Origin of the sequence: Natronorubrum halophilum (assembly GCF_003670115.1) — an archaeon.
In the GTDB taxonomy this organism is placed as follows: Archaea; Halobacteriota; Halobacteria; order Halobacteriales; family Natrialbaceae; genus Natronorubrum; species Natronorubrum halophilum.
In genome coordinates this window covers 55,159-79,271 of the sequence record NZ_QQTY01000005.1, presented here as the reverse complement: position 1 = coordinate 79,271, position 24,113 = coordinate 55,159, and the positions used below count along the sequence as shown (strand labels likewise).

Below are 24,113 nucleotides of genomic sequence, written 5' to 3'. Positions count from 1 at the left end.
GAGAATATAGCCCCTTTGAACGGTTTTGCTAATTCGCAGCGAGATACACTGGTTCCCTGTACAGAACGCCGAATCCAGCTTCGCCCCGTGACCGATATGCGTCCTGTCTCTTGCACGAGGCTACGAAGATCATCCGTATCTGGCAGGATTTCCACCACCAGTAAACACTCTTCAGTGACCAGTTGTTGCAGGGCGAAAATGGGTCTGAAGAACGGAATTCCAACGGAACCAAAAATACGGATTCCCCGCTATCGATCCACCGGTACTACCCGATTAGCACTCCGACCAGCCACAGCTCTCGCACGTCTTGCAGCCTTCGGAGAAGTACAGCGTCATCGAGCCGCAGTCGGGACACTCCGGCGACTCGCCGGCGTCGATGAGGTCCTGGGTGGTGTCGTCGTCCGCGTTGGCCCCATTCCGGGCGGCAGCGCCGCCGTCAGTTTGGTGATCGTCGTACTCGACTTCCGTGTCCGCGTCGGCGGACTCCTCGAGCGTCTGCTGTTTCGGGTACGGCTTGTCGATCTCGTTCTCGAGGTATCGGCGCATCGCGGAGCCGATGGCGTCCGGGATGGACTGGATCTGCTCGCCCTTGTCCCAGGCGACCTTGGGACTTCGAGTCCCGCAGAGTTCGTCGACGATCTCTTCTGGGTCGACGCCCGAGCGCAGCGAGGTCGAGATGACCTTCGCCAGCGCCTCGGTAAAGGAGTTCGTGAAGCCGCCCGAGTGGCCGATGTTCGCGAACAGTTCGAACGGCTGGCCGGTCTCGGGGTCCTCGTTGATCGTCACGTAGACCTTCCCGTAGCCGGTGTCGATGCGCTGGCTGACGCCCTGCAGGGCGTCGGGCCGTTCGCGCTTCTCGGTGAAGTCGACCGTCACCGGGTCGGCCCCCGCTTCGACGAGCGAATCGACGTCTTCCTCGAGCACGTCTCGCACCTCGTCGCTGCCGAGGAAGGCCTCGAGGCCGCCGAAGATCTCGTCGATCTGTTCGACGAGCGCCTGTGCGGCTTCGGTCTCGTCGGCGAAGTCCGCGTTGTCGGCGCGCGTGGTCAGCACCTGCTTGCTCCGGGTGCCGTCGCGGTAGTAGGTGACGCCCTTGCCGCCGTTCTCGTAGACCCACTCGAAGACCTCCTTGGCGTCCTCGAGCGTGGAGTCGTTCGGCGCGTTGACCGTCTTCGAAATCGCGGAGTCGACGCCCTTCTGTGCGGCACACTGGACGGCGGCGTGTTGTTTCGCCGAGAGGTCGCTCGTGATGACGAATAGTTCGCCGATCGCGTCCGGCACCGTCGACAATCCTTCGACGCCCTCGAACTGGTTGGTCGCCATCTGCTCCTGGGCTTCCTCCTTGACGGCGTCGACGTCGATGTCGTTGTCCTCTAAGGTACGCAGGAAGTAGTCGTCGAACTCGACCAACATCTCGTCGCCCTGCACGTCGTCGGTGACGTTCTTGTAGTAGGCGACGTTATAGATCGGCTCGCAGCCGCCCGTCGTGTTGCCGACCATCGAGGTCGTTCCCGTCGGGGCGATGGTCGTCACGTTGTGGTTGCGGATCGGGAAGCCGTCGGCCCAGTCGTCGGCGTCCTCGCCGGTCTGGTGTTCGAACCACTCGCGGTACTCGGTCGGGTCGGCGTACTTCGAGTCGTCCCAGTCGTTGAAGGAGCCGCGTTCCGTCGCGAGGTCGTGGCTCGTCGCCTTCGCGCCGTGGTTGATGTGGGTCATCAGCTGGCGGGCGACCTCGTTCCCCTCGTCGCTGCCGTACTTGATGCCGAGTTGGATGTACAACTGGGCCAGGCCCATGACGCCGAGACCGATCTTGCGCATGTCCCGGACCTTCTCCTCGATCTCCTCGACCGGGAAGTCGGACATCGTGACGACGTTCTCCAAAAAGCGGGTGCCGTACTCGATGCGCTCGTCGAACTCCGCGTAGTCGATGGCCTCCTCGAGGAAGGCGTCGACGGCCGCCGCCTGAGAGTCGTACTCGTCGGCGTGCTCTTCGCTCCAGACGCGCCAGTCGGGCGCGCCCTGGTCGGCGAGCGTCGAGAGGTTGATGTGGCCCAGGTTGCAGGCTTCATACTCCTCGAGCGGCTGTTCGCCACACGGATTCGTCGCCAGAATCTGGTGATCTTCGTGTTCTTCGATGTCGAAGGAGTGCTGTTTATTCACCCGCTCGAGGTAGATGACGCCCGGCTCTCCGTTTTCGTGGGCACCGGAGACGATGCGTTCGAAGATGAGTTCGGCGGGAATCGAGAGCGGTTCGCCGACCTCGACGTGCTCGCCGAGGTCGTAGCGGCTGTACATCTCTTTCGTCTCTTCGCTGGCGATGTGGGGCTCCTCCGTCCGCGGGTTGGTGAAGGTGTACTCCTCGCCGTTCTGGACCGCTTCCATGAACGCGTCGGTGACGCCGACGGAGATGTTGAAGTTCGAGAGATGGCCCTCGACGGCGTTTCGCAGGTGCTTGGGCACGCGGCCGTCCTCGTCGATGAGGCTGCGGGCTTCCTCGAGCGCTTCGCTGAAGGTGGTGTACGTGTAGTCGTCGGGGTCGTTCAGTCGCAGCGTGTGCGCGAGCGAGACGTCCTTGTTCTTGGCGTGGATGAACTCGATGACGTCGGGGTGGGAGACGCGCATGATGCCCATCTGGGCACCGCGTCGGGTGCCGCCCTGGGCAATCGTCTCACAGAGCTGGTCGTAGGTCCGCATGAAGGTGATCGGGCCCGAGGCGATACCGCCCGTCGAGCCGACCGAGTCGCCGAAGGGGCGCAGTTGCCAGAAGCCGTAGCCGACGCCGCCGCCGGACTGGAAGACCTCCGCGGCCTTCTTTGCGGTCTCGTGGATGTCCGAGAGGTCGTCGTCGGGGCTCATGACGAAACACGCGGAGAGCTGCTGGAGTTCGTCGCCGGCGTTCATCAGCGTCGGCGAGTTCGGCATAAAGGAGAGCGATTCCATCCCGTCGATGAACGTCTCGGCGGTGTCCTCGACGTGTTCGCGAACGTCGTCGGGGAGCTCCGGAACGACCGTCTCGTAGGCGAACTTGTTGACGTTGCCCTCGGTGAGCGCGGTCTCGACGTCGTCTTCCGCCGTCGTTCCCTCGCCGAAGACCTCCGCGGCGAGTTCGTCTCGTCGCGGATGGCCCGGCTTGAGCTGGTCCGGCGTCACCGTGATCTCGAGGTCGCGCTTTTCGGCCTCGTAGACGGCTTCGGCCAGCGCGATGTTGTTTCCGATCCGTTTGAACAGTTCCTCTTGCGTCTCGGTGAGGTTGCCGTCGGCGTCCTTGCGAAGGTATCGTGCCGGGAGGATGTTCTCGTAGGCGTTGTCCGTCAGGCGCTCCTCGAGCGTGTCGCCGTCGGTCCGTTTGATCGGGAGGGTTAGCTCCGCCGCGGAGAGCTCCGAGTCGCTCATGCGTGGTTCACCTCGTAGGTATCCCGTTGCCGGGTATCGATTCTGGCGTGGGTGTGAGTTCTAAATTGCATCATTCGTGACGAAGGTTCGGTAATCAGCCATGCATCTTAAAACCGGGTGTTGTTGTCCTACTTTTCTTGTATTAGGACAATTATGGTTGTATAGATGGTTCTGTATCGTTTCCTTCGATCACGGCCGTCGAAATGGCCGTGATCGTTGCTGTGAGCAACTACAACGCCAACGGCCTTAACGATTTTCAGACCGAACTGAAAGTAGCGCTAACCATCACGAATCCCGTTGCTACCTATCGATTTTAGTTTTACGGATGGACTATCTTTCGGCTGGATAAATCGCTACCGATGATAGTCCGGATAGCGACTCCATCACGACATCCAGAAAGATTACGTCCCTGCAGTGCGGGGGATGCAGTATGATCGGATTGTTGACGTCCTCGACCGTCCTGCTCGCCCTGGTCGCGCTGGCCGCGTTTGCGGTCGCCATCATCGCGCTCCGTATTGCGATCAAACTGGCCGTTCGCGTCGGCATCGTCGCCGCGGTCGTCCTCGCGGGGCTGTGGGCGACCGGGACGCTCGAGCTGATTCCCGGCGTCTAGATCGGCGCTTCCGGTACGCATCGGCCGACCGCAGGACTCCCCTCCAAACCCAACTCCACTCGTTCTCGAGCGTCGACGCTTGCCGTTCGCTCGTCGCGTTTCGATCCGCTCCGCCGATTTCTCCGACGGCATTTCGCCCGCTCAGACGCCGAGAATTCGCTCCGCCGCCGACATTGCTCGCGTTCTTACACCGACTCGAGGAAGTTCTCGATCACGTCGTGACCGACCGCCGTGAGCACGCTCTCGGGATGAAACTGGACGGCCTCGAGGGAGTACTCGCGGTGGCGAACGCCCATGACGAGCGTCTCGTCGTTCTGCGGTTCCACCGCGGAGCCAGCGGAACTGCGTTCCGCGCTGCCGTGTTCTGCCGTCGCCGAAACCTCGAAGCAGTCGGGAACCTCCGTCGCGACGAGCGAGTGATACCGTCCGGCCCGGAAGCCCTGCTCGAGGCCGGCGAAGACGCCCGCCCCGTCGTGGTCGACGGCCGAGGCCTTGCCGTGGATCGGGTCCGGCGCTCGGCCGACGGTGCCGCCGTACTCGTAGACGGCGGCCTCGAGTCCGAGACAGACGCCGAGCGTCGGAATTTCCGGGCTTATCTCGCGGAGAACGGCCATCGTGATGCCGACATCGCGGTCGTTCTTCGGGTGGCCCGGACCCGGACTGATGATGATCGCGTCGGGATCGACCGCCCGAACCGCCTCGAGCGACGCGGTGTTTTTCAACACGGCGGTTTCGGTGCCCGCGTGCTGGCTGACGTACTCCACGAGGTTGTACGTAAAGGAGTCGTAGTTGTCGACGAACAGCACCGTCTTCGGGTCCGGCGCTGCCCCCGTTTCGTCGGTGCGTTCCTCGCCGGTGACGCTCATCGGCTCACCTCCGGCGTGAACTCGAGGTCCGCCGTCACCGTCTCGTCCTCGCCGTCCGTCTCGATCACGTCGTCGGGTCCTTCGATCGTTTCGAGGGCTGCGAGCACGCCGCCCATCTTCTTCTCGGTTTCCTCGTACTCGGCTTCGGGATCGCTGTCGGCGACCAGTCCCGCGCCGGCCTGGACGGTAATCCGGTCCCGTTCCGGTTCGCGCTCGACCGTCGCCGTTCGAATGACGATCGCAAAATCCGCGTCACGGGTCCAGGAGTAGTAGCCGACGCCGCCGCCGTAGAGGCCGCGCGGCGTGGACTCGAGGTCGTCGATGATCTCCATCGCTCGGATCTTCGGTGCCCCGGAGAGCGTTCCGGCGGGGAACGACGCTCGAGTCGCGTCGAAGGCGTCTGCATCGGCGGCCAGTTCGCCCGTTACCGTCGACTCGATGTGCTGGACGTGGCTATACTTGAGGACGTTCATGAACTCGTCGACGCGGACCGAGCCGGCCTCGGAAACGCGGCGCACGTCGTTTCGAGCCAGATCGACTAGCATCGTGTGCTCGGCGCGCTCTTTCTCGTCGGCCAGCATCTCGCCGGCGAGTCGCCGGTCCTCGACGGGACCCGAGCCCCGATCACAGGTGCCGGCGATGGGGTTCGACATGACCTCGCGCCCGCGCACCGAGACCAGCGTCTCGGGGCTCGCGCCGACGACGGTCAGGTCGTCGTGATCGAGCAGGTACATGTACGGCGAGGGATTGACGTCCCGCATCGCCTCGTAGAAGCCCAGCGGATCCACGTCGCCGTAGAGCTCTCGAGTCCGGGAGATAACGCCCTGATAGATGTCGCCGTCGAGGACGTGCTCCTTGGCTCGGCGAACGCTCTCCTCGTACTCCGCCTCGGAGCCTGCGACCTCGTCCTCTCGGACGAATCCGCCGGTTTCGGGTGTCTCGGCGGCGCGGAGTGTTTCCGCGACCGCGCCGGCCTCCGCGAGCAGTTCGTCGTAGACCGCATCGGGATCGTCGGCGGCCTCGAGGATCGGCGTACAGATCAGCGAGAGCGTCCCGTCGCGCTCGTCGAACGCGAGTGTTTTCGTCGTCAGGACGAACTGTGCGTCCGGGAACCGCGACTCGGGTCGCTCGAGGCCGACCTCCTCGAGCCAGAGGTCGTAGACCGCGTCGTAGGCGAGGAAGCCGACGAGGCCGCCGGTCAGGTGCTGACGGTCGTGCTCGGAGGCGTTCGCGAGTCGGACGTCCGGCATCGCGGCGCGGAGCGCGTCGACCGTGTCGCCTTCGACGCCAGCTTCGATGAGATCGAGCGGTGCGTCGTCGGTAAGGGCCTCGACGCTCGCGCCGTCCGACTCGACCGTGATGACCGCGTCCGGATCGTAGCCGACGTAGGAGTACCGCGCGTGTCGATCCACCTGCGCCGAACTCGGCCGGAAGGCACCGTCGGGGTCGCTCGAGGCGGTTTTCTCCGCGCTCTCGAGCAGGAAGGCGTAGGGCGAACGCTCCCGATCGCTCGATGCCGAGCGGCCGGTGAGTGCGGCGTACGCTTCGAGCGGCGTCGTCTCGACGGCGAGCGTCGCGACGGTGCGAACGACCGCCGGACGGTCCGTGCGGTCGCCCGCGTGCTCGCGGAAGGTCTCGCGATCGATATCCAGCGTCGGCGTCGCGTCGGGTGTGGGTTCGGAATCACTCATAGTTGTTCTCGTCTTACAGCTCCGCCGTCCGGTGGGCGGTCTTGGCTCGGTGGACGAACGATCGAACGGCGTCGGGATCCTTGGTGCCGCCGTCGGCTTCGACCCCGCTCGCGACGTCGACCGCGAACGGCTCGGCCGTCCGGATCGCATCGCCGACGTTCTCGGGGGTGAGACCGCCCGCGAGGATCAGCGGCGACTCGAGGTCGACCGTGGCGATTCGGGTCCGATCCCAGTCGTGCGTCTCGCCGGTTCCGCCGCCGCCGTCCTCGCCCGGCGTGTCGACGAGGAACCCGTCGACCACGTCGTCGTACATCTCGGCGACCGCCGCGTCGTCGGCGTCGACCGCGAGCAGGATCTGCGAGTCGACTTTCGCGCGCAGGTAGGCGAGATCGCCCGGGCTGATCCGGCTATGGATCTGGACTACGTCCGGCTCGATCGTATCGACCAGTTCGATCGCGCGTTCGGGTTCGGACGGCATCGTCACGAGCACGCTGGCCACGAAGGGCGGTGCGGCTGCGGCGAGGTCTCGAGCCTCGGCGACCGTGACCTCTCGCGGCGTCTCGACCGACACGTCACAGATGATACCGACGGCGTCGGCACCGGCGTCGATCGCCATCTCGAGGTCGCTCTCGGTCGTGAGCCCGCAGATCTTGACGCGCGTCATTGGACCTGCTCCGCGGCACCCGCACGGAGTTGCTCGAGTTTCGTCGCCGCGTCTCCGGATTCGATCGCCTCGCGTGCGGCGTCGACGCCCGCTTGCAGGGACTCGGCCTCGCCGGCGACGTAGATCGCAGCGCCCGCGTTCGCGAGGATGACGTCGCGTTTCGCGCCCGCGACGTCGCCTTCGACGATGCCGCGCATGTCGGCCGCGTTCTCCGCGGGCGAGCCGCCGGCGATGTCGTCGATGTCGTGTTCCTCGAGGCCGAGTGTGGTCGGCTCGAGCGCGTATTCGTCGACAGAATCACCGTGGACCTCCGCGACGACCGTCTCGCCGTGGATCGCGATTTCGTCGGTGCCGGCGCCGTGGACGACCAGCGCGCGCTCGACGTCCATCCGAGAGAGCGCGTTCGCCAGCACGGGAACGAGATCGGGATCGTAGACGCCGACGACCTGTGCGTTCGCGCCCGCGGGGTTCGTCAGCGGCCCGAGGACGTTAAAGACCGTCCGCATCCCGAGTTCCTTGCGCGGCCCGATAACGGCCTTCATCGCGGGGTGGAACACCGGCGCGAGCATGAATCCGATTCCGTCGCGTTCGATCGCCTCCTCGACGGCCGGCGGTTCTGCCTCGACGTTCACGCCGACTTCCTCGAGAACGTCCGCGCTGCCCGACGAAGACGAGACGGAGTAGTTCCCGTGTTTTGCGACCGGGACGCCCGCGCCCGCGGCGACGATCGCGCTCGTCGTCGAGACGTTGATCGTGTTGTAGTCGTCCCCGCCCGTGCCGCAGGTGTCGACCAGCGGTTCCCGAGCGGGCGCGATCGTTCGTGCCGCCTCGCGCATTCCCTGGGCGAAGCCGGCGATCTCCGCTTCGGTTTCTCCTTTCGCGCGCAACGCCGCGAGCAGCGCGCCGATCTGTGCCTCCGTTGCATCCTCGAAAACGGCCGCTGAAGCCGCTCGAGCGTCCGCTTGTGAGAGATTCCGGCCGTCAGTCACCCGTTCGACATACTCCTGCATAGTGAACACCAATGTACGTAGTTGTCTTACAATGCTCAAATCAGTACATCAACTTAAGCGTGTCGGAGGGGTGCGTGGGGTGGAGTCGCGCACGGCGACCGATTCGAAACCTTCAATTACGGTGGCGGGCAACGAATGAGTGTAGACAAGGTGGCGACGGACGCCACGAGAACGCAAGCGGGTTGGTGGTCTAGTCTGGTTACGACACCTCCTTGACATGGAGGAGGCCGGCAGTTCAAATCTGCTCCAACCCATTTTCCCGACGCAACAACGAGGAGCAGAGCGACGGGTTCGCGTCGGGAGAATTGTTCGGTAGATTTGAACTAGACGAGTCGCGCACAGCGGAGCGAGCACGTCTCGGCGTAGTTCAAATCTGCTCCAACCCACTACTTCGTTCGCAAGCAAACTCGTGAGCGACGGAATCGTTACAGTGTACCGACCGCTGATCGACCGCTGATTCGAGTCCTGTTACACAATCGCACTGTCAGCGACAACCGAACGGTAGAAACGTCCGAGTCGATTCGAGCCCCGTATGGAAGTCGTCCTCCGGTTGCTGGCGTTGCTCGTCGTCCTCCTCTGTGGAGCCGGACTCCGTGCGTCCGGCGTCCTCAACGCCGACCGGACGGACCGGCTGAACGCCGCCACCTACTACGTCGCGCTGCCGGCGCTCATCTTCGTCTCGACCTACGATCGGGCGATCGGTGACGTGCTGTCGCCGGCGCTGGTCGGGGGGCTGTTGCTCGTCCTGTTCACGACGGCGGCGGTCGCCTGGCTCGTCCATCGAGATCGGGACTCGAGGGGGCGCCGGAGCGTCGCCGTGGTCCAGTCGTACCACTCGAACCTGGGCTATCTCGGACTGCCACTCGTCGCGGCGACGTTCGACGCGGAGGTGACCGCGATCGCGAGCGTGATACTCGGCGTCGTGACGCTGACCCAACTGCCGCTATCAGTTCTCGTGCTCTCGACACTCAACGGAGCCGACGCGAGCCTCGGCGACGAACTTCGGGGGCTCGCGAGAAATCCCGTGCTGGTGACGTTGATCGCCGGACTGGCGACCGGATCGATCGGCGTCACGGTTCCGGGGACCGTCGCGACCGGTCTCGATCTCGTCGGCTCGCTCGCGCTGCCGCTCGCCTTGCTCTGCGTCGGCGCGTCGCTCGAGGTCGATCTGCCGGCGATCGATTTCGGTGCAACCGGCTCCGTGATCGCGCTGAAGATCGTCTGCATGCCGGCGCTCGCGTGGCTCGTCTTCGCCGCGCTATCGGTCGACACGGCGACGATCACGGCCGTCGTCGTCATGTTCGGGACGCCGACCGCGGTTTCGACGTACGTCTTCGCCGCCGAACTCGGCGGCGACGAGGAGTTCGCGTCGCTGAACGTGTTCGCTACGACGCTCGTCTCCATCGTCACGCTGTTTCTCCTGATCACGCTGGTCACGTGAATCGCCCTCGCTTCCGGAAGCGAACACGGAGGTTCGAGAATCGCCGTTCGCGGACGGTCGTTCACGACGAGATAGTGAAGGCGACGGAGCGGACCGACCGAGTCGCCGCTACCCCGAGAAAAACCGCTTGATCCGCCCGAACAACCCGACCTCCTCGTCCGGCTCCACATCGCTCGAGTCGCCAGTCTCTTCGCGCCGGATCGACCCGGCGAGCGGCCCCGCGTCGTCGCCGAAGTCGTCCGTTGCGGTCGGTCCGCCCGCCGGCGACCGAGACGCGGCTTGCTCCCGCGTCGTCTCGAGGTCCTCCATCGAGAGGTCGATCTCGTCGACGTCGGGCGTCGAGTCGCGCCCCTCGCCCGCTTCGGCGGCCCGAACGTCCGCACCGGTAACGGTTCCGTCTTCGATGCGGGCCGCGAGATCCTCGAGCGAGGCGTCCCCGTCGTCGGATCGAGCGGCGGGACCTGCATCGGCGGATCGAGCTGCGTCGTCGCTCCCCGGCGGCGCAGCCGACTCGGTCGATGCGCCGGACTCCGAACCGCCGGTGACTGTCGCGCCGGTGGCGGCGTTCGCTTCGCCCGACTCGGCCGATCCCGTCGGTTCCGTCTCGGCCGGCGTCGACGCCGATTTCGTCTCGTCGAGCGAGTCGAGAATATCGTCGACGCTCTGGTCGGAGACGACGCGGTGGGGACCGCCGCCCGGCTCGAGGTCGTCGCTCGAGTTCTCGTCGGCGTCTGCCGCCGACCCGCTCGAGTCGGCGGCCGAACCGGCCGAGGAGGGCTGTTGTGAGTGCTCGTCGCTCATCGTCAACGTCTGGCCGTGCCGAGACCATAACTGTTCCCCAGTGGGATTCTCTCGGTGAACGGCCGAGCGCGGTGGCTGTCGCCGAGCGACCGATTCACTCGGCCGGGGGCGACGAGAGCACGACGTTGAGCGCCGCGCCGAGGAGAATCAGCATGCCGGCGAAGTAAAGCCACGTGACGAAGAGCAAGACGGCACCGACGGCGCCGTAGGCCTGGTAGCTGCCGGCGTTGGCGGCGTAGAGCTGAAAGCCGGCCTGAAGGACCGTCCAGCCGACGGCGGCGAAGACGACGCCGGGGAGAATCTCCGTGACCGCAACCGAAATCGGCGGCAACACGTAGTAGATCGGAAGGAACACGAGGATCAGCCCGGCCAACAGGACGATCCAGCCCAACAGGTCGACGAAGGGAACGACGTCGGCCGCGAGCCCGAGCACCGTCCCCATCACGATCATCAACGTGAGCGCGCCCGCACCGGCGACGATCACGGTCACGCCGTCTCTGAGTTGATCGACGAACGTCTCCTCGGCGACCTCGTCGTAGACCTTATCGAAGGCGAGGCTGAGCCCGCGGAAGACCTTGAGTGCACCCCACGTCGCGACGGCGAGGGCAACCACGGTGGCCTCCGCACGCCCGGATTCGGTCGTCAGCGCGTCGGTGACGAGTTCCTCGCCCGCTTCCGGGAGGAAGTCGCCCGCAACCCGAATCAGCCGTTCGGCGGCCGCTTCCCCGCCGAGAAACGAGCCCACGACGAGGGCGAGCAAGACCAGCGGAATCAGCGAGACGAACGCGTAGTAGGCGAACCCCGCCGCGAGAAAGGAGATATCGCGGTCGCTTGCCGTTCGATAGACCGACGTAATCGTCCGGGAGATGTCCATACGAAGGCGTCGAGACCCAGCCCCAAAGGCGCTGTCAGTCGACCACAGTTTCCGTCTTACGGATCCGTCGGAAAACCGCCCGGATCGACGCGGTCGTGATCGCTCCTCGAGCGCGGAGTCGTCCGATCACCGCTCGAGGCAGAAGTTGTGCGACGCGTAGACCACGCCGTCGTCCGCGATGTAGACGCCGACGCCACCGCGGTCCCAGCTCGGCACCTCGCCCTCCTCGAGGATCGCCTGCCGGTGCGGGGTGGAGTTCATCCACTGATTGACGAGTCCGGTCGCGAGGCCTTCCGCGGTCTGATAGCGCACGCTTTCCTCGGACCCCGGTCGCTCGACGCGCTGGTCGACCCACGTCTGAGCGATGTTCTCGCCGTACCCGCGACAGTAGTTGTCGACGTCGGTAAAGCGGTCCATCGGCTCCTCGCCCGACGGGTTGACGTGATCGAAGTAGCCGCGGTCGGCCATATCGTAGCTGTGCGCGCGGGAGACGGACGCGATCGTCCCGTCCCACTCGAGGGGCTCGAGGTCGTGGTCGGCGCGGCGCTCGTTGACCTCGGCGTGGACGAAATCCTCGACGGTCACCGAGTCGACCGTCTCGACGTCGGTCTCGTACGACGATTCGCCGGGATCGTCCGGGTCGGTGACGTCGGGGTCGCGCTCGCCGGCCGGCGGCGGGGACGAACTCGGCGCCGGTCGCTCCTCGAGGTCGATGCGATCAGGAACCCCGAAACCGTCGCCGTCGATCCCGCCGAGATCATCGAGGACCATCGGCGCGAGCACGGTCGTTCCGAGAGCGAGCGCGCAGATCAAGACGACGGCGAAGAAAAACCGCAAGAGGGCTCGAATGAAGGCCCGGTCGGTACCGTCGTCATCGGGCGGGTCGTTTGCCGGGTGCCGGTCTCCCATCGTCCGTAGCATTGCGAAACCACAATAAGACACCCGCGGTTGATTGCAGTCGGTGACACCCGACTCGTTCGAGACGCTCCATCGACACGATCAGGGCGCTGATCGTAGACCCATCGTCCGATCGGGCGCGTTATAGCGTTCGCCGACACCGCTCATCGCACGAACTGGCAGTATCCGTGGGATGTTTGGGCTGGCGTTCGTAGGGACGAGTATGTCCAACCGACCCGATTCGTCAGGATGGCTCTCCGAACGGACAGGATTGACCGTGCTTGCGCTCGTGAGCACCGTTCTGGCGGCGCTCATTTTCCTGCCGTATCTCCAGTACATTCTGCTCGGCGTCGTTCTCGCGTACGTTCTCATGCCGGCACAGCGACGCCTCGAGCCGATCACCGGCTCGATGATCGCCGCCCTCACGCTCGTCGGCGTGGCGATCCTCGCGATCCTCCTCCCCATCACGTACGTCCTCGCGATTGCACTCCGGCAGGCTCTCCAGGTTCTCACGGCCGTCCAGGAGGGGTCGCTCGATATGGGAGATGTCGAGCAGCGACTCGAGATCACCGGCTATCCGATCGACATCGCCGAGTTGTACGAAACGTACCAGGAGCCGATCGGGACGACGGTACAGGGCCTCGCGACGAGCGGAATCGAACTCGTTAGCGGGCTACCGGGGGTTCTCATCGGGCTCACCGTGACGCTGTTCGTGCTCTTTGCACTCTTGCGAGACGGCGATCGACTCGTCGCGTGGACGCGGCGGGTGGTTCCGGTCGAGGACGACGTTCAGCGGGAACTCCTCGCCAAGCTGGATCAGCTCATGTGGGCCTCCGTCGTCGGCAACGTCGCGGTGGCGGTGATTCAGGCGGTCGCACTCGGTATCGGGCTCGCCATCCTCGGCGTCCCGGCCGTGATCTTCCTCACCGTCGCGACGTTCGTCCTCGCGTTGCTCCCGCTGGTCGGTGCCTTCGGCGTCTGGCTTCCAGTCGCGATCTACCTGTTCGCCACCGGTAACCTGATCGGGGCGACGGTGCTGGTCGGCTACGGCTCGCTCGTCAGCGTCTCGGACACCTACCTGCGACCCGCACTCATCGGACGGACGAGCGCGTTTAACTCCGCGATCATCGTCGTCGGCATCTTCGGCGGCATCGTCGTTTTCGGCGCGGTCGGGCTGTTCATCGGCCCCGTCGTCCTCGGCGGAGCGAAGGTCACCCTCGACGTGTTCGCTCGAGAGCGGCCGACGGGATCGGGTGCAAAATCGGATCTCGAGGGCGACGAGACGATCGAAGACCCCGCCGTCGACACCGAACCTGGAACCGGCATTCGAACGCGGACAGGGCGCGCTACTGCCGCTGACATCGGGACGTCCGACACCGCTCGAGGGACGGCCGCCGCGAACGACGAGGCGAGCGGTGAACCCGATACCGCGCCCGACCGAGGGGCGGACGCGGATACCGGAGACGGTGGAGACGCGGACGCTGATGCTTCGACAGGTGCCGGCGGAGACACTACGCCGATAACGGATACCGAGAGGGATGCTGAGAGGACCACAGATACCGACGAAGACGACGAAGATATGGATTAGCCAACGGATTCAGATGTGGACGGCCGCACCCGAAGGGGTGCGTTCATTACCCCGTGACCGTTAGAACCGCGTATCATGTTTCGGATCGAACGTTGCAGGCGACACGGGGGACGAGGCGGTTCGTTCGGCCGGAACCAGTACTAGCTATGCACGGATCAGACGCCACCGGGAGTCCGTACGCTCCCCACACGGACGAGGAACGCTCGCAAATGCTCGAGGCGGTCGGGGCCGAGACCGAGGAGGATCTCTTCGACATTCCGACGGCCGTCGAGTTCGACGGGACGTTCGGGATCGACGCGCGATCGGAACGGGAAACGAGACGACTGGTTCGCTCGATTCTCGGGCGCAACGACGGCCTGACGGAGCTGCTGGGGCGGGGCCACTACGGCTACTACATCCCGTCGCTGGTCACCCACCTCGCGGACCGCTCGGAGTTTCTCACCTCCTACACGCAGTACCAGCCGGAGGTCTCGCAGGGGTTCTTGCAGGCCCTCTTCGAGTACCAGTCGCTGCTGGTCGAACTGACCGGTCTCGAGATCGCCAACTGCTCGATGTACGACGCGGCGACGGCGCTCGGCGAGGCCGCCACGCTGGCCGAGCGGGTTCGCGACACCAGCGGCCACCGCGTGCTCGTCCCCGACCGCTTGCTCGAGGGTCGCCGGTCCACCCTCGAGAACTACGTCGCCGGAACGGACCTCGTCCTCGAGGAGTACGCCACCGACGACGGCAACGTCGATCTCGAGGCGCTCGAGAAGACGGCCGGCGACGACGCCGTCATGGTTTACGCGGAGAATCCGACCGTTCGCGGAACGATCGAAGAAGGACTCGAGTCGATCGGCGAGATCGCCACTGCCAACGAGGCGCTGTTCGTGCTCGGCTCGGATCCGATCGCGCTCTCCTTGCTCCAGCGACCGGCGGACGTCGGTGCCGACGTCGTGATCGGTGACGCGAGCGTGCTCGGCCTTCCGACGAGCTACGGCATGGGTCTCGGGCTGTTCGCATGTCGCGCGGACTACCTCCGGCAGGTACCCGGCCGACTGGTCGGTGCGAGCGAGGACGCGACCGACCGGCGGGCGTTCACGCTCACCTTACAGACCCGCGAACAGCACATCCGTCGGGAGCGAGCGACGAGTAACATCTGTACGAATCAGGCGTGGGTTGCGCTGCGAACCGCGATGCACGCGGCGTCGCTCGGGCCGAGCGGGATGGTCGACCTTGCGAAACGCGGCGTCACCCGCGCCGAGGGTCTCGCGGCCCGACTCGACGCGCTCGACGGCGTCAAAGCGCCGGTCCACGATCGGCGACACTTCCGCGAATTCGTCGCTCACGTCGATCAACCCGCGGCTCCGATCGCGAACGATCTCGAGAAGCGCGGCTTTGCGGTCCACGTCGTCGGCGAACACGAGGTTCAGGTCTGCGTCGCCGGCGTCCCCGACGAGAAACTCGATCCGTTCGTCGCGGCGTTTACGGAGGTGGCACGATGACCGAAGAGCCGACCGGCGAACCGTCTGCGGACGACCGAGTCCGGTACGATCAGGCCCGATACGTCGAGGACGGCCAGTACGAGCCGCTGCTCTCCGAGAAGGACCTGACTCGAGTCGAGATCGGCGGCGAGAGCGACGGTCGCGACGCGGGCGGTGCCGGCGACGGCGATTCGCCGCTTCCCGACGACCTCACTCGCGACACCCTCGAGTTACCCGAACTGTCCGAACCCGAACTGGCCCGCCACTACACGCGCCTCTCTCAGATGATCTACGGGATCGACAGCGGTCCCTACCCGCTCGGCTCCTGTACGATGAAGTACAACCCCAAGTTCACCGAGGACGTGGCGGCGCTCCCGTCGGCGGCCGTCCACCCCGACCGCTCGGAGCGGTCGGTCCAGGGCACCCTCGAGTTGCTGTATCGGCTTCAGGACTACCTCGGCCGAATCGGCGGGATGGACGCCGTGACGCTCCAGCCGCCCGCGGGCGCGGCCGGCGAGTTCGTCGGGATCCGCGTCGCCGCGGCCTACCACGAGCACAACGGCGAGGACCACCGCGACGAAGTCATCATCCCCGAGAGCGCCCACGGGACGAACTTCGCGACCGCGGCGCTGGGCGGCTACGACGTCGTTTCGCTACCCAGCGACGACAGCGGGCGAGTCGATCTCGAGGCGCTCGAGGCTGCGCTCTCCGAGCGGACGGCAGCGCTGATGTTGACGAACCCGAACACGCTCGGCCTGTTCGAGCGCGACATCACGGAAATCGCCGAGATGGTCCACGACGTGGGCGGACTGCTCTACTACGACGGGGCGAACTTGAACGCCCTGCTCGGCCGCGCTCGGCCGGGCGACATGGGCTTCGACGTGATGCACTACAACGTCCACAAGACGTTCGCGACGCCCCACGGCGGCGGCGGGCCCGGTGCCGGTCCGGTCGGCGTCGTCGAAGACCTTGCGCCCTTCCTGCCGGCACCTCGAGTGCGCGAAGGGGGCGCGAGCAAGAGCGGCGAAGCGACCTACGAACGCTTCGACCCCGAACACACCATCGGCAAGGTCCACGGCTTCCAGGGCAACTGGCTCGTCCTCGTCAAGACCTTCGCCTACATCGCACGGCTGGGCGATTCGGGGCTGACCGACGCCAGCGCGAAAGCGGTGCTCAACGCGAACTACCTCGCGAGCCGGGTCGGCTACGACGTTCCCTACGAACCGTTCCACCACGAGTTCGTCGCCAGCGCGGGCGAACAGGACGCGGCCGACGTCGCAAAGCGCATGCTCGACTACGGGGTCCACCCGCCGACGACCAAGTGGCCCGAGATCGTCCCCGAAGCGCTGATGACCGAGCCGACGGAGGTCGAGAGCAAGGACACGCTCGATCGACTCGCCGCCGCGTTCAACGCCGTCGCATCGGAGGATACCGAGACGCTCGAGGCCGCCCCCGATCGAACGACGGCGCGACGGATCGATCAAACCAGCGCGGCCCGGAATCCCCGCCTGTCGTGGCAGGCGCTTGAGGACAACTGAGCGCGCAGACGGTCTGAGAACCAGTACTATCGGTCGGCGAGCCAAACACGGTCAGTGAACGTCTCGAGAGAATTCGTTCCACTCCCTCTCACGGTCCACCAGCGATAGTGACCGCTGGGCGTTCGAGTTGGCGTAGAAAGACTCCTCGTCCGACGTTACTGGGATGCCGTCTCGAGGCTCGAGTCCACGGCCGTCCCGTTGTCGCTGATTCGAACGAAGCCGTAGTCACAGTCCGGACAGTGCCACTTGACTTTCGTACCGAGGTGAAGCGTCGTGCTCGCGGCGCGGTAGAACGTCCGTTCCGTTCCACAGTCGGGGCACTCGTGTTCGAGTTCCATAGCCATACGCGGGCGTTGGATGCGGCGCGTGTTGAAGATACTGATTCCGGTACGCGGGTCGAGATGGGGACGAGGCAGCGACTCGGGGGCTCGTACTGGCGGAAACCGTCCGCAGCCGACCCGACAGCAGTTAAGTGCACACCGGCCGACGATTCGGGTATGTCGATCTACACCGGTCGCGGCGACGACGGACGGACGGACCTCCGAGATATGACCCGCGTTTCGAAGACCAGTCCGCGCATCGAGGCCTACGGGACGGTCGACGAACTCAACGCGCTGATCGGGACGATTCGACCGACCGGCCACGAGGATATCGACGACCAGTTGCGCTCGGTTCAGAACCACCTCCACGTCGTCCAGGCCGACCTCGCTAATCCCGACCCCGACGAGGACGACCCGGCGATCCGCGCCGAACACGTCGAAACCGTCGAAGCGTGGATTGACGACTACGACGACGAACTCGAACCCCTGACCGCCTTTATCCTGCCGACGGGGAGCGAACACGGCGCGCAACTCCACCACGCCAGAACGGTCTGTCGACGCGCCGAGCGGCGAGCCGTCGGACTCGCCGCCGAGGAACGGATCAACGAACAAACGGTTCAGTACCTCAACCGACTTTCGGACGGACTGTTCACGTTCGGTCGCGTCGTCAACAAACGCGACGGCGAGCCGGAAGAGTCACCGCAGTACTAACCGTTCGCGCCAGGCGGCTCGAGGCGAAACGCCACTCAGGTCAGGCGACGGTGGCGCTCTCCTGGGAAATCATCTCGATGATTAGTTCGGTCGTGTGAAGGCTTTCCCCCGGTTCGATGCGATCGGCCGAGCGAGTGTACTCGATAATATTCGCGTCGTGCAACAGCGGGAGGTGCGTGTGCCGCAGGGTAATTTCGAGATTTTGGCGTGACGGACCCGCGTGCTGTGATTCCGCAAACAGATGTGACACCACGTCGCCGGATGAGACTGGAGACTGCCGGGACTCGAGGTAACGACAGACTCGTCGACGCCGGCGATCAGCGAGTGCTTTGAACATCAGATCGAGACTGCTGGTTTTTCTCATACCACCTCGTTATCTACTGAATGAACCGGTGAGCGTTCGACCTGATCCGCCCGGGTTTTAAGTGCTAGTTTCGTCGTATCGTCGATTCAATCAACGCAGAAATCGCCCGACGTAGCCGTTCGGAGATCGATTGAGACGAAACGTCGAGTTGCGCTCCGAGTTTCTTCTGCGAGAGACGCCGCGGGATTTCGAAATAGCCCGATTCGTACGCCGTCAGTAACGCGTCGCGTTGTCTCGAGGTAAGTGCCGTCTCTCCCGTTCGTTCGGGATCCGTTTCCCGGTAGAGCGACAGCAGGAAAAACGGGCAGTCCATGGCGGTGTACGCCTCGCGATACTCGATGAGCGTCGCTCGATCGGGGAATCGCATGCGGAGTTGCCACCCGTCGTGGGTTCCGTCCGCCTCGAGCAACACGACGTCGTCCTCGCTCCACCTCGAAAACGTGGATCTGTCGCGACCGTATGGCGTAAAATCGACTCGATAGAGCGACATCGAATCGCTCGCGGTCAGCCGACGGAGGCCGGTAACCGTCGGGTCGTCCTCGACGGCCGTTTCAAAGGCGGCGCTATCGACGCCAGCCATCCAAAAGAATAGGCGAATATCACTGCTTTTAGTTCGGTACAGCTCCTCGTACGAAAGATGAACGTCAGTAAACGCGCTAAGTGTGCTGTGAAGAATCATTTCGCTTACCGTAAACTCAGCAATCAGCACATCTAATCAGTTAGGGAGAATATTTATAAAAACTTCTTAACGGACGGCCAGTATATGTTCCATTTTAAACACAAAATATGACTAGAATGTTATATCTATCGCTGGCTGCTACGCAGCAACTGCGATGGAAACTCTCCGCCCTTACTCGTCAGGGCTGACGTGGAAGAATGTCCACCCCGCTGTCCCGGCACGGGTTCGAGAGTTTCCGGTCTCCGCGCGCCGGTTCGAAGGTGTCGACGAACCACTCGGGTGAGAGCGCGAGATCGGTCGTACCCGATAACAGTTCGCTCGAGCGCGGTTTCGACGCCGTGGCTAAGGGACCTCGAGACTGGAAACTTCGCTGACGACCGACGTAGCGTTGCCCGCAAGCATCGCTGCTGAGCTGCGTTCGGGAATGTTCGCGTGCTCACGGACGTTGATCGATTCCGTCAAGACGACGTGATCGGACGCGATTCCGTTCCTGTTGCCTGCGAAAGGTCTATATTCGCTGCCGCCCTCTCCATGTGAGAGGACCACATGAACAAACACTTCCACGACAGCCGGTACTACCTGAAGCGCGCCGGCGAACACGCGAAACTCGGCGTTACCGAGACGCTCGAGCCCTACGCGACGCGGCTTCGAACGCTGGTCGTCCGGGAACCCGAATCGGAGTCCGAATCGGGTCGTCTTCACACGGTTCGCGAGGACCTGACGACCCTCGAGCAGAAGGCTACGGATCGGGTTCACGGGGTGACTGGGAGCGCTCGAGAGACGCTTTCTGCGCGTCGTTCGCACGAACCCGCCAGCGACCAGTGAAAGGAAGTCTTAAGTTGAACGCACGGATATCACTCCGTGCGGGTTGGTGATCTAGTCCGGTTATGATACCTCCTTCACACGGAGGAAGTCGACAGTTCAAATCTGTCCCAACCCACTGATTCTGCTGCGAGCAATCCGCGAGCAGCAAATTCGTTATGTTGGGTAGGTTTGAACTAGACGAGTCGCGCGCAGCGGAGCGAGCCCGTCTCGGCGGAGTTCGAATCCGTTCCAACCCATTACGTTTGATTCGAGGAACGAATTAATTGGATAATACGGAGCAATTCACCCATTCGCGGGATGATCTTGAGTCACGAAGCAGCGATTTCAAGAGTTCATCGCGCGAGATCTTGTTGGCCAAACTGACCTGCAAAGAGCGGTCGCTTCGATCGCGTCGTTTCGGGGATTGATTTCACCGGTATTCGCGAGGATGGCTCCCAGCGTTTAACTCGCTCGGGCGATTCTTTACAATCGACCGATGAAACGCCCCACTCGTCAGAAAGAGCGTAATGACCAGACAGAGACCGAAACGACCGAGAACGAGGGCGTTCGGACCTGTCCTGAATGCGACTCGAGTACGCTCATCAGAAGTTCGGATGAGAGCGAAATTAGTTGTGAGGACTGTGGGTTGATTCTCGAGGAAGAAACCATCGATCACGGACCGGAGTGGCGGGCGTTCAACCAATCGGAGCGGGACAGCAAATCCCGCGTCGGAGCCCCGACAACCCAGACGATGCACGATAAGGGGTTGACCACCACGATCGACTGGAAGAACAAGGACGCCTACGGCCGGTCGCTCTCCTCGGACAAGCGAAGCCAGATGAACCGACTGCGGAAGTGGCAAGAGCGAATCCGGACGAAAGACGCCGGGGAACGAAACCTCCAGTTTGCACTCTCCGAAACCGACCGGATGGCGTCCGCGCTGGGCGTTCCGCGGTCCGTTCGCGAGGTCGCGAGCGTCCTCTACCGACGCGCGCTCGACGAGGACCTCATTCGCGGCCGTTCGATCGAGGGCGTTGCCACGAGTACGCTGTACGCGGCCTGCCGCATGGAGGGGATCCCGCGATCGCTGGACGAAGTCGCGGCGGTCTCGCGCGTCGAACGGATGGAGATCGGCCGCACGTATCGATACATCGCGCAGGAACTCAGCCTCGAGATGGAGCCCGTCGATCCGAAGAAGTACGTCCCCCGCTTCTGTTCCGAACTCGAACTCTCCGAGGAGGTCCAGGCGAAGGCCAACGAAATCATCGACACGACGGCCGAACAGGGGATGTTGTCGGGGAAGTCGCCGACCGGATACGCCGCGGCTGCGATCTACGCGAGTGCGCTCCTCTGCAACGAAAAGAAGACCCAGAACGAAGTCGCTGACGTCGCGCAAGTGACCGAGGTCACCATTCGAAACCGATACCAGGAGCAGATCGACGCGATGGGCATTCACAACTGACGCAGGCGTGTACAGTGGCGCTTGCACGACCGTGACGAACGCTTAAGATGACGTCCGTGGGACGTGGAGTATGTCATACCAACTGCACTGTGACAGCTGTGACCTCGAGCGCGCGTGTGCTGATTGGCCCACGGCGAACAGCGAGGCCAGCGACCACGAGGCAGCGTATCCGGATCACTGGGTGAGCATTCGCGACTTGCAGGAAGCCTGAGTATCGTCTTCGGGACACCACAACGACTCTTCAGTACCGTCTCCAGTAACCTCTTGACCGCGTACCTCGCTGTACCGAACTATGCAATACTACGAGGACATCGAGGTCGGCGACAGCCAGGAGTTCGGCGAGTACCACGTCACGAAAGCGGAGATCATCGAGTTCGCCGAGCGGTACGATCCACAGCCGTTCCACGTCGATGCGGACGCGGCCGAGGACTCCGCGTTCGGCGAACTCGTCGCATCCGGCTGGCACACCGCGTCGATCTGTATGCGGCTGCTCACCGACGGTCCGATTCAGGACCGGGCCAGCATGGGTGCCCGCGGTGTGGACGAACTCCGCTGGAAACAACCCGTCAAACCCGGCGATACGCTCTCTATTCGAACCGAAGTCGTGAACAAGCGCGTCTCCAAGAGCGACTCGAGGAGAGGCTACGTCGACAGTCTCCTCGAGGGAGTCAACCAGCACGGAGACGTCGTCATTTCGTGGATCGGACTCGGGATGATCGAACGGCGAACCGCCGAGACGTAGCGGGCGTGCGATAGTCGACCGGCTCGAGCGTGGCGCAGCCCGTTATCGCGAGAGTGGGCGATCGCTAGTCGTCGACGTCAGTCTCGAAGTACGCGGCCAGAATCGCGGTCTGAACCGTTCGCGAGTCCGTCTCCTGAATCGTGCTGGCGGCTCGGAAGCGTTCGCGGATGTCGCTCACCTGCTGTGGTCTCGCGGCGAGGTGAACGAGATCGAACGCGTCGGGGGCGACTCGCTCGGCGGCATCGAAGTCGGCCCGATCGTACAGAGCCGCGAACTCCTCGAGTACGTCCGCAACGAGTTCGTCGGTCGCGTCGGCACCCGGATCACCGACGGGCACTAGATCCGACGTCGTGTCGAAGTAGCCCTCCAGATCGACGACGCCGGCCGTATCGTACAGGTACTCCTCGAGCGCGTCGGTAACTGGCTCCGAAACGTACACGCCGAATAGCTTGTATCGACTATCGTCAGCCATACCCGACCTTCGAGGGCGAAGGACAATAAGGGCAATCGGTGGCGAGTCGCCGACCGTCTCTCGGCAGACACCACCGTCAACAGAAGCGCCGTTGAAGTTCCGAGAGCACCATCGGTGGGAGTTCCAGCGCTGCCAGCACCTCGTTTCGCTGGGTCGGCTCCCCGTGGCCGGCCGCGAAGCCGTTGAGCCGTGCGACGACGGTCGAGTCCACGAAGTCGTTCCCGTACCGGTCCTCGAGTTCGTCGCCGACGACCGGCGTCGAGCGGAGCTCGTACTTCTGGTGGAAGTCTTCGGCGAGGAAAAATCGGTCGAGCGGTTCGATATCGGTCGCGGCCGACCGGCCAGTCCGTTCCTCGAGTGCCGTTCGATGGCGCTCGGCAGCCACGCGCTGGTGCTCGTCGTGCGCGAGGACGACGCTGCGATACTGCCGCTTCGGTGCCGCGGACGCCCAGTCGTGGTTCGCCCAGCAGACCTCGAGCAGATCGTCGTAGCTCAGTTCGCTCGGATCGTACTCGACCTGTACGACCTCGGTGTGGTCCCCGAGCGAGTAGTAACTCGGATCCGACGCCGTCCCGCCGGCGTAGCCGACGCGGGTTCGAACCACCCCCTCCATCGCGCCGAAGCGCGCGTCGGGACCCCAGAAACAGCCCATGCCGAACGTCGCCGTCTCCGTTTCGCTCGGCGGGACGCCGTTCGCACTGCGTTCGAGCACCGATGGCTCCGCGACGTCTCGATCCGAGTGTCCCATACCCGAACGACGGTCCGCCGAGGGATGCGTGCTTCGCTCCGACCGCTCGAGAGACGCGCGAACGCAGCGAGTCGTTCGCGGGGAGAGCCCGGTTCAGAATTCGTAGTGTGCGATTTCACTCGAGCCACAGGTCGGACACGCCTCGCAGTCATGGTCGAATTTACCGCCGCAGTTTCGACACTCGTAGAGCTCCCCGTCGTCACCCACGAGCAGTCGGAGCCGAGTAACTACCCCCATCGATCGATTCGTTAGGGACAGACGGACATTAATCGAATTGCCAGCATTGTGCGCGAATTAACGGGGCTGGAGACAATCGCGGCCACAAACTCGTCCGTGCGAGAGACGGAAATCTCACGATTCGGGTCGTCGTTCGAACTGAATCGACCGCTTCGTCCGCCGCGATAGTATGGGTCGGGACGGGTTCTTGATGCTGATCGCGGCGCCGATATCTTTCAGTCGAGTACTATCCACGCTGTCGGCTCGACGATGCTCATTGTACACTTCCAACCAATATATCTCTGTTTTGAATGCAATATTCAATACTGGTATGTTCGAAAATTCGAGTGGTAGGTGGGCAGCTACTATAAACTCAGTTTTATCTCCCACAAAGCGACGATATCAGCGTTTATAAGCGGGTTTCGAGAGTGATTTCGAGATGCCGTATTCGTCCCCACGATGCCGTTCGCCACTACCTGAATCCAGAATCGATCTGTATCAAATCGCCCGTGTACGAACACAGAAAGCTCCTCAAAGATCAATCGCTCAAATAGCGGTCCGACCAATATAGTCGAGTATTATTCCGAAGGATAGTATGACGTATTATGGGGATGAAATCAGATAAGACATACTATTGACTTATTGGTTCCCGATATCACCGTCCATCCACAACCGTCTCGATTGGACGATCGAACGCGCGCGCAATCGAGAGTGCAAGTAGCGCCGAGACCGGACGCCGGTACTGAAACGAGGACG

General features: G+C 63.7%; 23 protein-coding genes and 2 tRNA genes. 12 read left to right on the top strand and 13 right to left on the bottom strand.

From position 1 onward, the window contains the following. Positions 1-273: 273 nt before the first annotated feature. Positions 274-3,393, bottom strand: coding sequence for an adenosylcobalamin-dependent ribonucleoside-diphosphate reductase (locus tag DWB23_RS19160; protein ID WP_121744406.1), 3,120 nt, complete (start codon positions 3,391-3,393; stop codon positions 274-276). Positions 3,394-3,823: 430 nt separating this feature from the next. Here DWB23_RS19160 and DWB23_RS19155 point away from each other — a divergent pair, with 430 nt between their 5' ends. Continuing rightward, positions 3,824-4,006, top strand: coding sequence for a hypothetical protein (locus DWB23_RS19155; RefSeq protein ID WP_121744405.1), 183 nt, complete (start codon positions 3,824-3,826; stop codon positions 4,004-4,006). Between the two features lie 185 nt (positions 4,007-4,191). Here DWB23_RS19155 and trpG read toward each other — a convergent pair whose 3' ends face one another. From trpG to trpD, 4 genes are read right to left on the bottom strand one after another with little or no spacing between them, the layout of a single operon-like run. After that, positions 4,192-4,872, bottom strand: coding sequence for an anthranilate synthase component II (gene trpG, locus DWB23_RS19150; RefSeq protein WP_121744404.1), 681 nt, complete (start codon positions 4,870-4,872; stop codon positions 4,192-4,194). Then, positions 4,869-6,563, bottom strand: coding sequence for an anthranilate synthase component I (gene trpE / locus DWB23_RS19145; RefSeq protein WP_121744403.1), 1,695 nt, complete (start codon positions 6,561-6,563; stop codon positions 4,869-4,871). The genes trpG and trpE overlap by 4 nt, the downstream gene beginning before the upstream one ends. A 13-nt stretch (positions 6,564-6,576) precedes the next feature. Next, positions 6,577-7,227 (bottom strand): phosphoribosylanthranilate isomerase, encoded by a 651-nt coding sequence (locus tag DWB23_RS19140; RefSeq protein WP_121744402.1) that lies wholly within the window; start codon positions 7,225-7,227, stop codon positions 6,577-6,579. Further along, complete coding sequence (gene trpD, locus DWB23_RS19135; RefSeq protein ID WP_121744401.1) at positions 7,224-8,237, bottom strand: anthranilate phosphoribosyltransferase; 1,014 nt, start codon at positions 8,235-8,237, stop codon at positions 7,224-7,226. The genes DWB23_RS19140 and trpD overlap by 4 nt, the downstream gene beginning before the upstream one ends. A gap of 179 nt (positions 8,238-8,416) precedes the next feature. Here trpD and DWB23_RS19130 point away from each other — a divergent pair. Next, positions 8,417-8,491, top strand: a tRNA-Val gene (locus DWB23_RS19130). A gap of 278 nt (positions 8,492-8,769) precedes the next feature. Then, positions 8,770-9,678, top strand: coding sequence for an AEC family transporter (locus tag DWB23_RS19125; RefSeq protein WP_121744400.1), 909 nt, complete (start codon positions 8,770-8,772; stop codon positions 9,676-9,678). A gap of 108 nt (positions 9,679-9,786) precedes the next feature. Here the strand turns inward: DWB23_RS19125 and DWB23_RS19120 are convergent, their stop codons facing one another. The 3 genes from DWB23_RS19120 to DWB23_RS19110 all read right to left on the bottom strand — a co-directional run bounded on the left by DWB23_RS19120 (position 9,787) and on the right by DWB23_RS19110 (position 12,262). Further along, positions 9,787-10,479, bottom strand: coding sequence for a hypothetical protein (locus DWB23_RS19120; RefSeq protein WP_121744399.1), 693 nt, complete (start codon positions 10,477-10,479; stop codon positions 9,787-9,789). A gap of 94 nt (positions 10,480-10,573) precedes the next feature. After that, on the bottom strand, positions 10,574-11,353 hold the full coding sequence (locus tag DWB23_RS19115) for a YihY/virulence factor BrkB family protein (RefSeq protein ID WP_121744398.1): 780 nt from the start codon (positions 11,351-11,353) through the stop codon (positions 10,574-10,576). Between the two features lie 126 nt (positions 11,354-11,479). Then, on the bottom strand, positions 11,480-12,262 hold the full coding sequence (locus DWB23_RS19110) for a CAP domain-containing protein (protein ID WP_121744397.1): 783 nt from the start codon (positions 12,260-12,262) through the stop codon (positions 11,480-11,482). A gap of 211 nt (positions 12,263-12,473) precedes the next feature. Here DWB23_RS19110 and DWB23_RS19105 point away from each other — a divergent pair, with 211 nt between their 5' ends. The 3 genes from DWB23_RS19105 to gcvPB all read left to right on the top strand — a co-directional run bounded on the left by DWB23_RS19105 (position 12,474) and on the right by gcvPB (position 16,839). Beyond that, positions 12,474-13,838 (top strand): AI-2E family transporter, encoded by a 1,365-nt coding sequence (locus DWB23_RS19105; RefSeq protein WP_121744396.1) that lies wholly within the window; start codon positions 12,474-12,476, stop codon positions 13,836-13,838. Between the two features lie 146 nt (positions 13,839-13,984). Further along, positions 13,985-15,322, top strand: a complete 1,338-nt coding sequence (gcvPA, locus tag DWB23_RS19100; RefSeq protein WP_121744395.1) for an aminomethyl-transferring glycine dehydrogenase subunit GcvPA — start codon at positions 13,985-13,987, stop codon at positions 15,320-15,322. Next, positions 15,319-16,839 (top strand): aminomethyl-transferring glycine dehydrogenase subunit GcvPB, encoded by a 1,521-nt coding sequence (gene gcvPB / locus DWB23_RS19095; protein WP_121744394.1) that lies wholly within the window; start codon positions 15,319-15,321, stop codon positions 16,837-16,839. The genes gcvPA and gcvPB overlap by 4 nt, the downstream gene beginning before the upstream one ends. Positions 16,840-16,994: 155 nt before the next feature. Here the strand turns inward: gcvPB and DWB23_RS19090 are convergent, their stop codons facing one another. Beyond that, complete coding sequence (locus DWB23_RS19090) at positions 16,995-17,183, bottom strand: DUF7838 family putative zinc beta-ribbon protein (protein WP_121744393.1); 189 nt, start codon at positions 17,181-17,183, stop codon at positions 16,995-16,997. 153 nt (positions 17,184-17,336) lie between these two features. On the opposite strand from DWB23_RS19090, the gene DWB23_RS19085 reads away from it, so the two are divergent. Continuing rightward, the gene (locus tag DWB23_RS19085) at positions 17,337-17,870 is read left to right on the top strand and encodes a cob(I)yrinic acid a,c-diamide adenosyltransferase (RefSeq protein ID WP_121744392.1); all 534 of its coding nucleotides are present in this window, start codon (positions 17,337-17,339) and stop codon (positions 17,868-17,870) included. 40 nt (positions 17,871-17,910) lie between these two features. Here DWB23_RS19085 and DWB23_RS24150 read toward each other — a convergent pair whose 3' ends face one another. Further along, on the bottom strand, positions 17,911-18,207 hold the full coding sequence (locus DWB23_RS24150) for a DUF7344 domain-containing protein (RefSeq protein ID WP_455429444.1): 297 nt from the start codon (positions 18,205-18,207) through the stop codon (positions 17,911-17,913). Positions 18,208-18,298: 91 nt separating this feature from the next. Next, entirely contained in the window at positions 18,299-18,913 is a 615-nt protein-coding gene (locus DWB23_RS19080) for a helix-turn-helix domain-containing protein (protein ID WP_238717533.1), read from the bottom strand. Between the two features lie 546 nt (positions 18,914-19,459). On the opposite strand from DWB23_RS19080, the gene DWB23_RS19075 reads away from it, so the two are divergent. The 5 genes from DWB23_RS19075 to DWB23_RS19060 all read left to right on the top strand — a co-directional run bounded on the left by DWB23_RS19075 (position 19,460) and on the right by DWB23_RS19060 (position 21,921). Next, positions 19,460-19,738 carry a DUF7553 family protein gene (locus tag DWB23_RS19075; protein ID WP_121744390.1) on the top strand — a complete coding sequence of 93 codons (279 nt, stop codon included), beginning with the start codon at positions 19,460-19,462 and terminating at the stop codon, positions 19,736-19,738. Positions 19,739-19,778: 40 nt separating this feature from the next. Continuing rightward, positions 19,779-19,853, top strand: a tRNA-Val gene (locus tag DWB23_RS19070). A 360-nt stretch (positions 19,854-20,213) separates the two neighbouring features. Continuing rightward, a complete protein-coding gene (locus DWB23_RS19065) occupies positions 20,214-21,179 on the top strand; it encodes a transcription initiation factor IIB (RefSeq protein WP_121744389.1) in 966 nt (321 codons plus the stop codon). Positions 21,180-21,249: 70 nt separating this feature from the next. Continuing rightward, positions 21,250-21,390, top strand: a complete 141-nt coding sequence (locus DWB23_RS23170; protein WP_162989872.1) for a hypothetical protein — start codon at positions 21,250-21,252, stop codon at positions 21,388-21,390. Positions 21,391-21,471: 81 nt separating this feature from the next. Next, positions 21,472-21,921, top strand: coding sequence for a MaoC family dehydratase (locus DWB23_RS19060; RefSeq protein WP_121744388.1), 450 nt, complete (start codon positions 21,472-21,474; stop codon positions 21,919-21,921). Positions 21,922-21,985: 64 nt separating this feature from the next. Here DWB23_RS19060 and DWB23_RS19055 read toward each other — a convergent pair whose 3' ends face one another. Both DWB23_RS19055 and msrA read right to left on the bottom strand, forming a co-directional pair. Beyond that, positions 21,986-22,393, bottom strand: a complete 408-nt coding sequence (locus DWB23_RS19055) for a hypothetical protein (RefSeq protein WP_121744387.1) — start codon at positions 22,391-22,393, stop codon at positions 21,986-21,988. Between the two features lie 76 nt (positions 22,394-22,469). After that, the gene (gene msrA, locus DWB23_RS19050) at positions 22,470-23,141 is read right to left on the bottom strand and encodes a peptide-methionine (S)-S-oxide reductase MsrA (RefSeq protein ID WP_121744386.1); all 672 of its coding nucleotides are present in this window, start codon (positions 23,139-23,141) and stop codon (positions 22,470-22,472) included. Positions 23,142-24,113: the final 972 nt, after the last annotated feature.

Bases quoted from the DNA above. Each gene is read 5' to 3' on its own strand.
- DWB23_RS19160 (WP_121744406.1), bottom strand. From the start codon at position 3,393: ATGAGCGACTCGGAGCTCTCCGCGGCGGAGCTAACCCTCCCGATCAAA.
- DWB23_RS19155 (WP_121744405.1), top strand. From the start codon at position 3,824: ATGATCGGATTGTTGACGTCCTCGACCGTCCTGCTCGCCCTGGTCGCG.
- trpG (WP_121744404.1), bottom strand. From the start codon at position 4,872: ATGAGCGTCACCGGCGAGGAACGCACCGACGAAACGGGGGCAGCGCCG.
- trpE (WP_121744403.1), bottom strand. From the start codon at position 6,563: ATGAGTGATTCCGAACCCACACCCGACGCGACGCCGACGCTGGATATC.
- DWB23_RS19140 (WP_121744402.1), bottom strand. From the start codon at position 7,227: ATGACGCGCGTCAAGATCTGCGGGCTCACGACCGAGAGCGACCTCGAG.
- trpD (WP_121744401.1), bottom strand. From the start codon at position 8,237: ATGCAGGAGTATGTCGAACGGGTGACTGACGGCCGGAATCTCTCACAA.
- DWB23_RS19125 (WP_121744400.1), top strand. From the start codon at position 8,770: ATGGAAGTCGTCCTCCGGTTGCTGGCGTTGCTCGTCGTCCTCCTCTGT.
- DWB23_RS19120 (WP_121744399.1), bottom strand. From the start codon at position 10,479: ATGAGCGACGAGCACTCACAACAGCCCTCCTCGGCCGGTTCGGCCGCC.
- DWB23_RS19115 (WP_121744398.1), bottom strand. From the start codon at position 11,353: ATGGACATCTCCCGGACGATTACGTCGGTCTATCGAACGGCAAGCGAC.
- DWB23_RS19110 (WP_121744397.1), bottom strand. From the start codon at position 12,262: ATGGGAGACCGGCACCCGGCAAACGACCCGCCCGATGACGACGGTACC.
- DWB23_RS19105 (WP_121744396.1), top strand. From the start codon at position 12,474: ATGTCCAACCGACCCGATTCGTCAGGATGGCTCTCCGAACGGACAGGA.
- gcvPA (WP_121744395.1), top strand. From the start codon at position 13,985: ATGCACGGATCAGACGCCACCGGGAGTCCGTACGCTCCCCACACGGAC.
- gcvPB (WP_121744394.1), top strand. From the start codon at position 15,319: ATGACCGAAGAGCCGACCGGCGAACCGTCTGCGGACGACCGAGTCCGG.
- DWB23_RS19090 (WP_121744393.1), bottom strand. From the start codon at position 17,183: ATGGCTATGGAACTCGAACACGAGTGCCCCGACTGTGGAACGGAACGG.
- DWB23_RS19085 (WP_121744392.1), top strand. From the start codon at position 17,337: ATGTCGATCTACACCGGTCGCGGCGACGACGGACGGACGGACCTCCGA.
- DWB23_RS24150 (WP_455429444.1), bottom strand. From the start codon at position 18,207: ATGTTCAAAGCACTCGCTGATCGCCGGCGTCGACGAGTCTGTCGTTAC.
- DWB23_RS19080 (WP_238717533.1), bottom strand. From the start codon at position 18,913: ATGATTCTTCACAGCACACTTAGCGCGTTTACTGACGTTCATCTTTCG.
- DWB23_RS19075 (WP_121744390.1), top strand. From the start codon at position 19,460: ATGAACAAACACTTCCACGACAGCCGGTACTACCTGAAGCGCGCCGGC.
- DWB23_RS19065 (WP_121744389.1), top strand. From the start codon at position 20,214: ATGAAACGCCCCACTCGTCAGAAAGAGCGTAATGACCAGACAGAGACC.
- DWB23_RS23170 (WP_162989872.1), top strand. From the start codon at position 21,250: ATGTCATACCAACTGCACTGTGACAGCTGTGACCTCGAGCGCGCGTGT.
- DWB23_RS19060 (WP_121744388.1), top strand. From the start codon at position 21,472: ATGCAATACTACGAGGACATCGAGGTCGGCGACAGCCAGGAGTTCGGC.
- DWB23_RS19055 (WP_121744387.1), bottom strand. From the start codon at position 22,393: ATGGCTGACGATAGTCGATACAAGCTATTCGGCGTGTACGTTTCGGAG.
- msrA (WP_121744386.1), bottom strand. From the start codon at position 23,141: ATGGGACACTCGGATCGAGACGTCGCGGAGCCATCGGTGCTCGAACGC.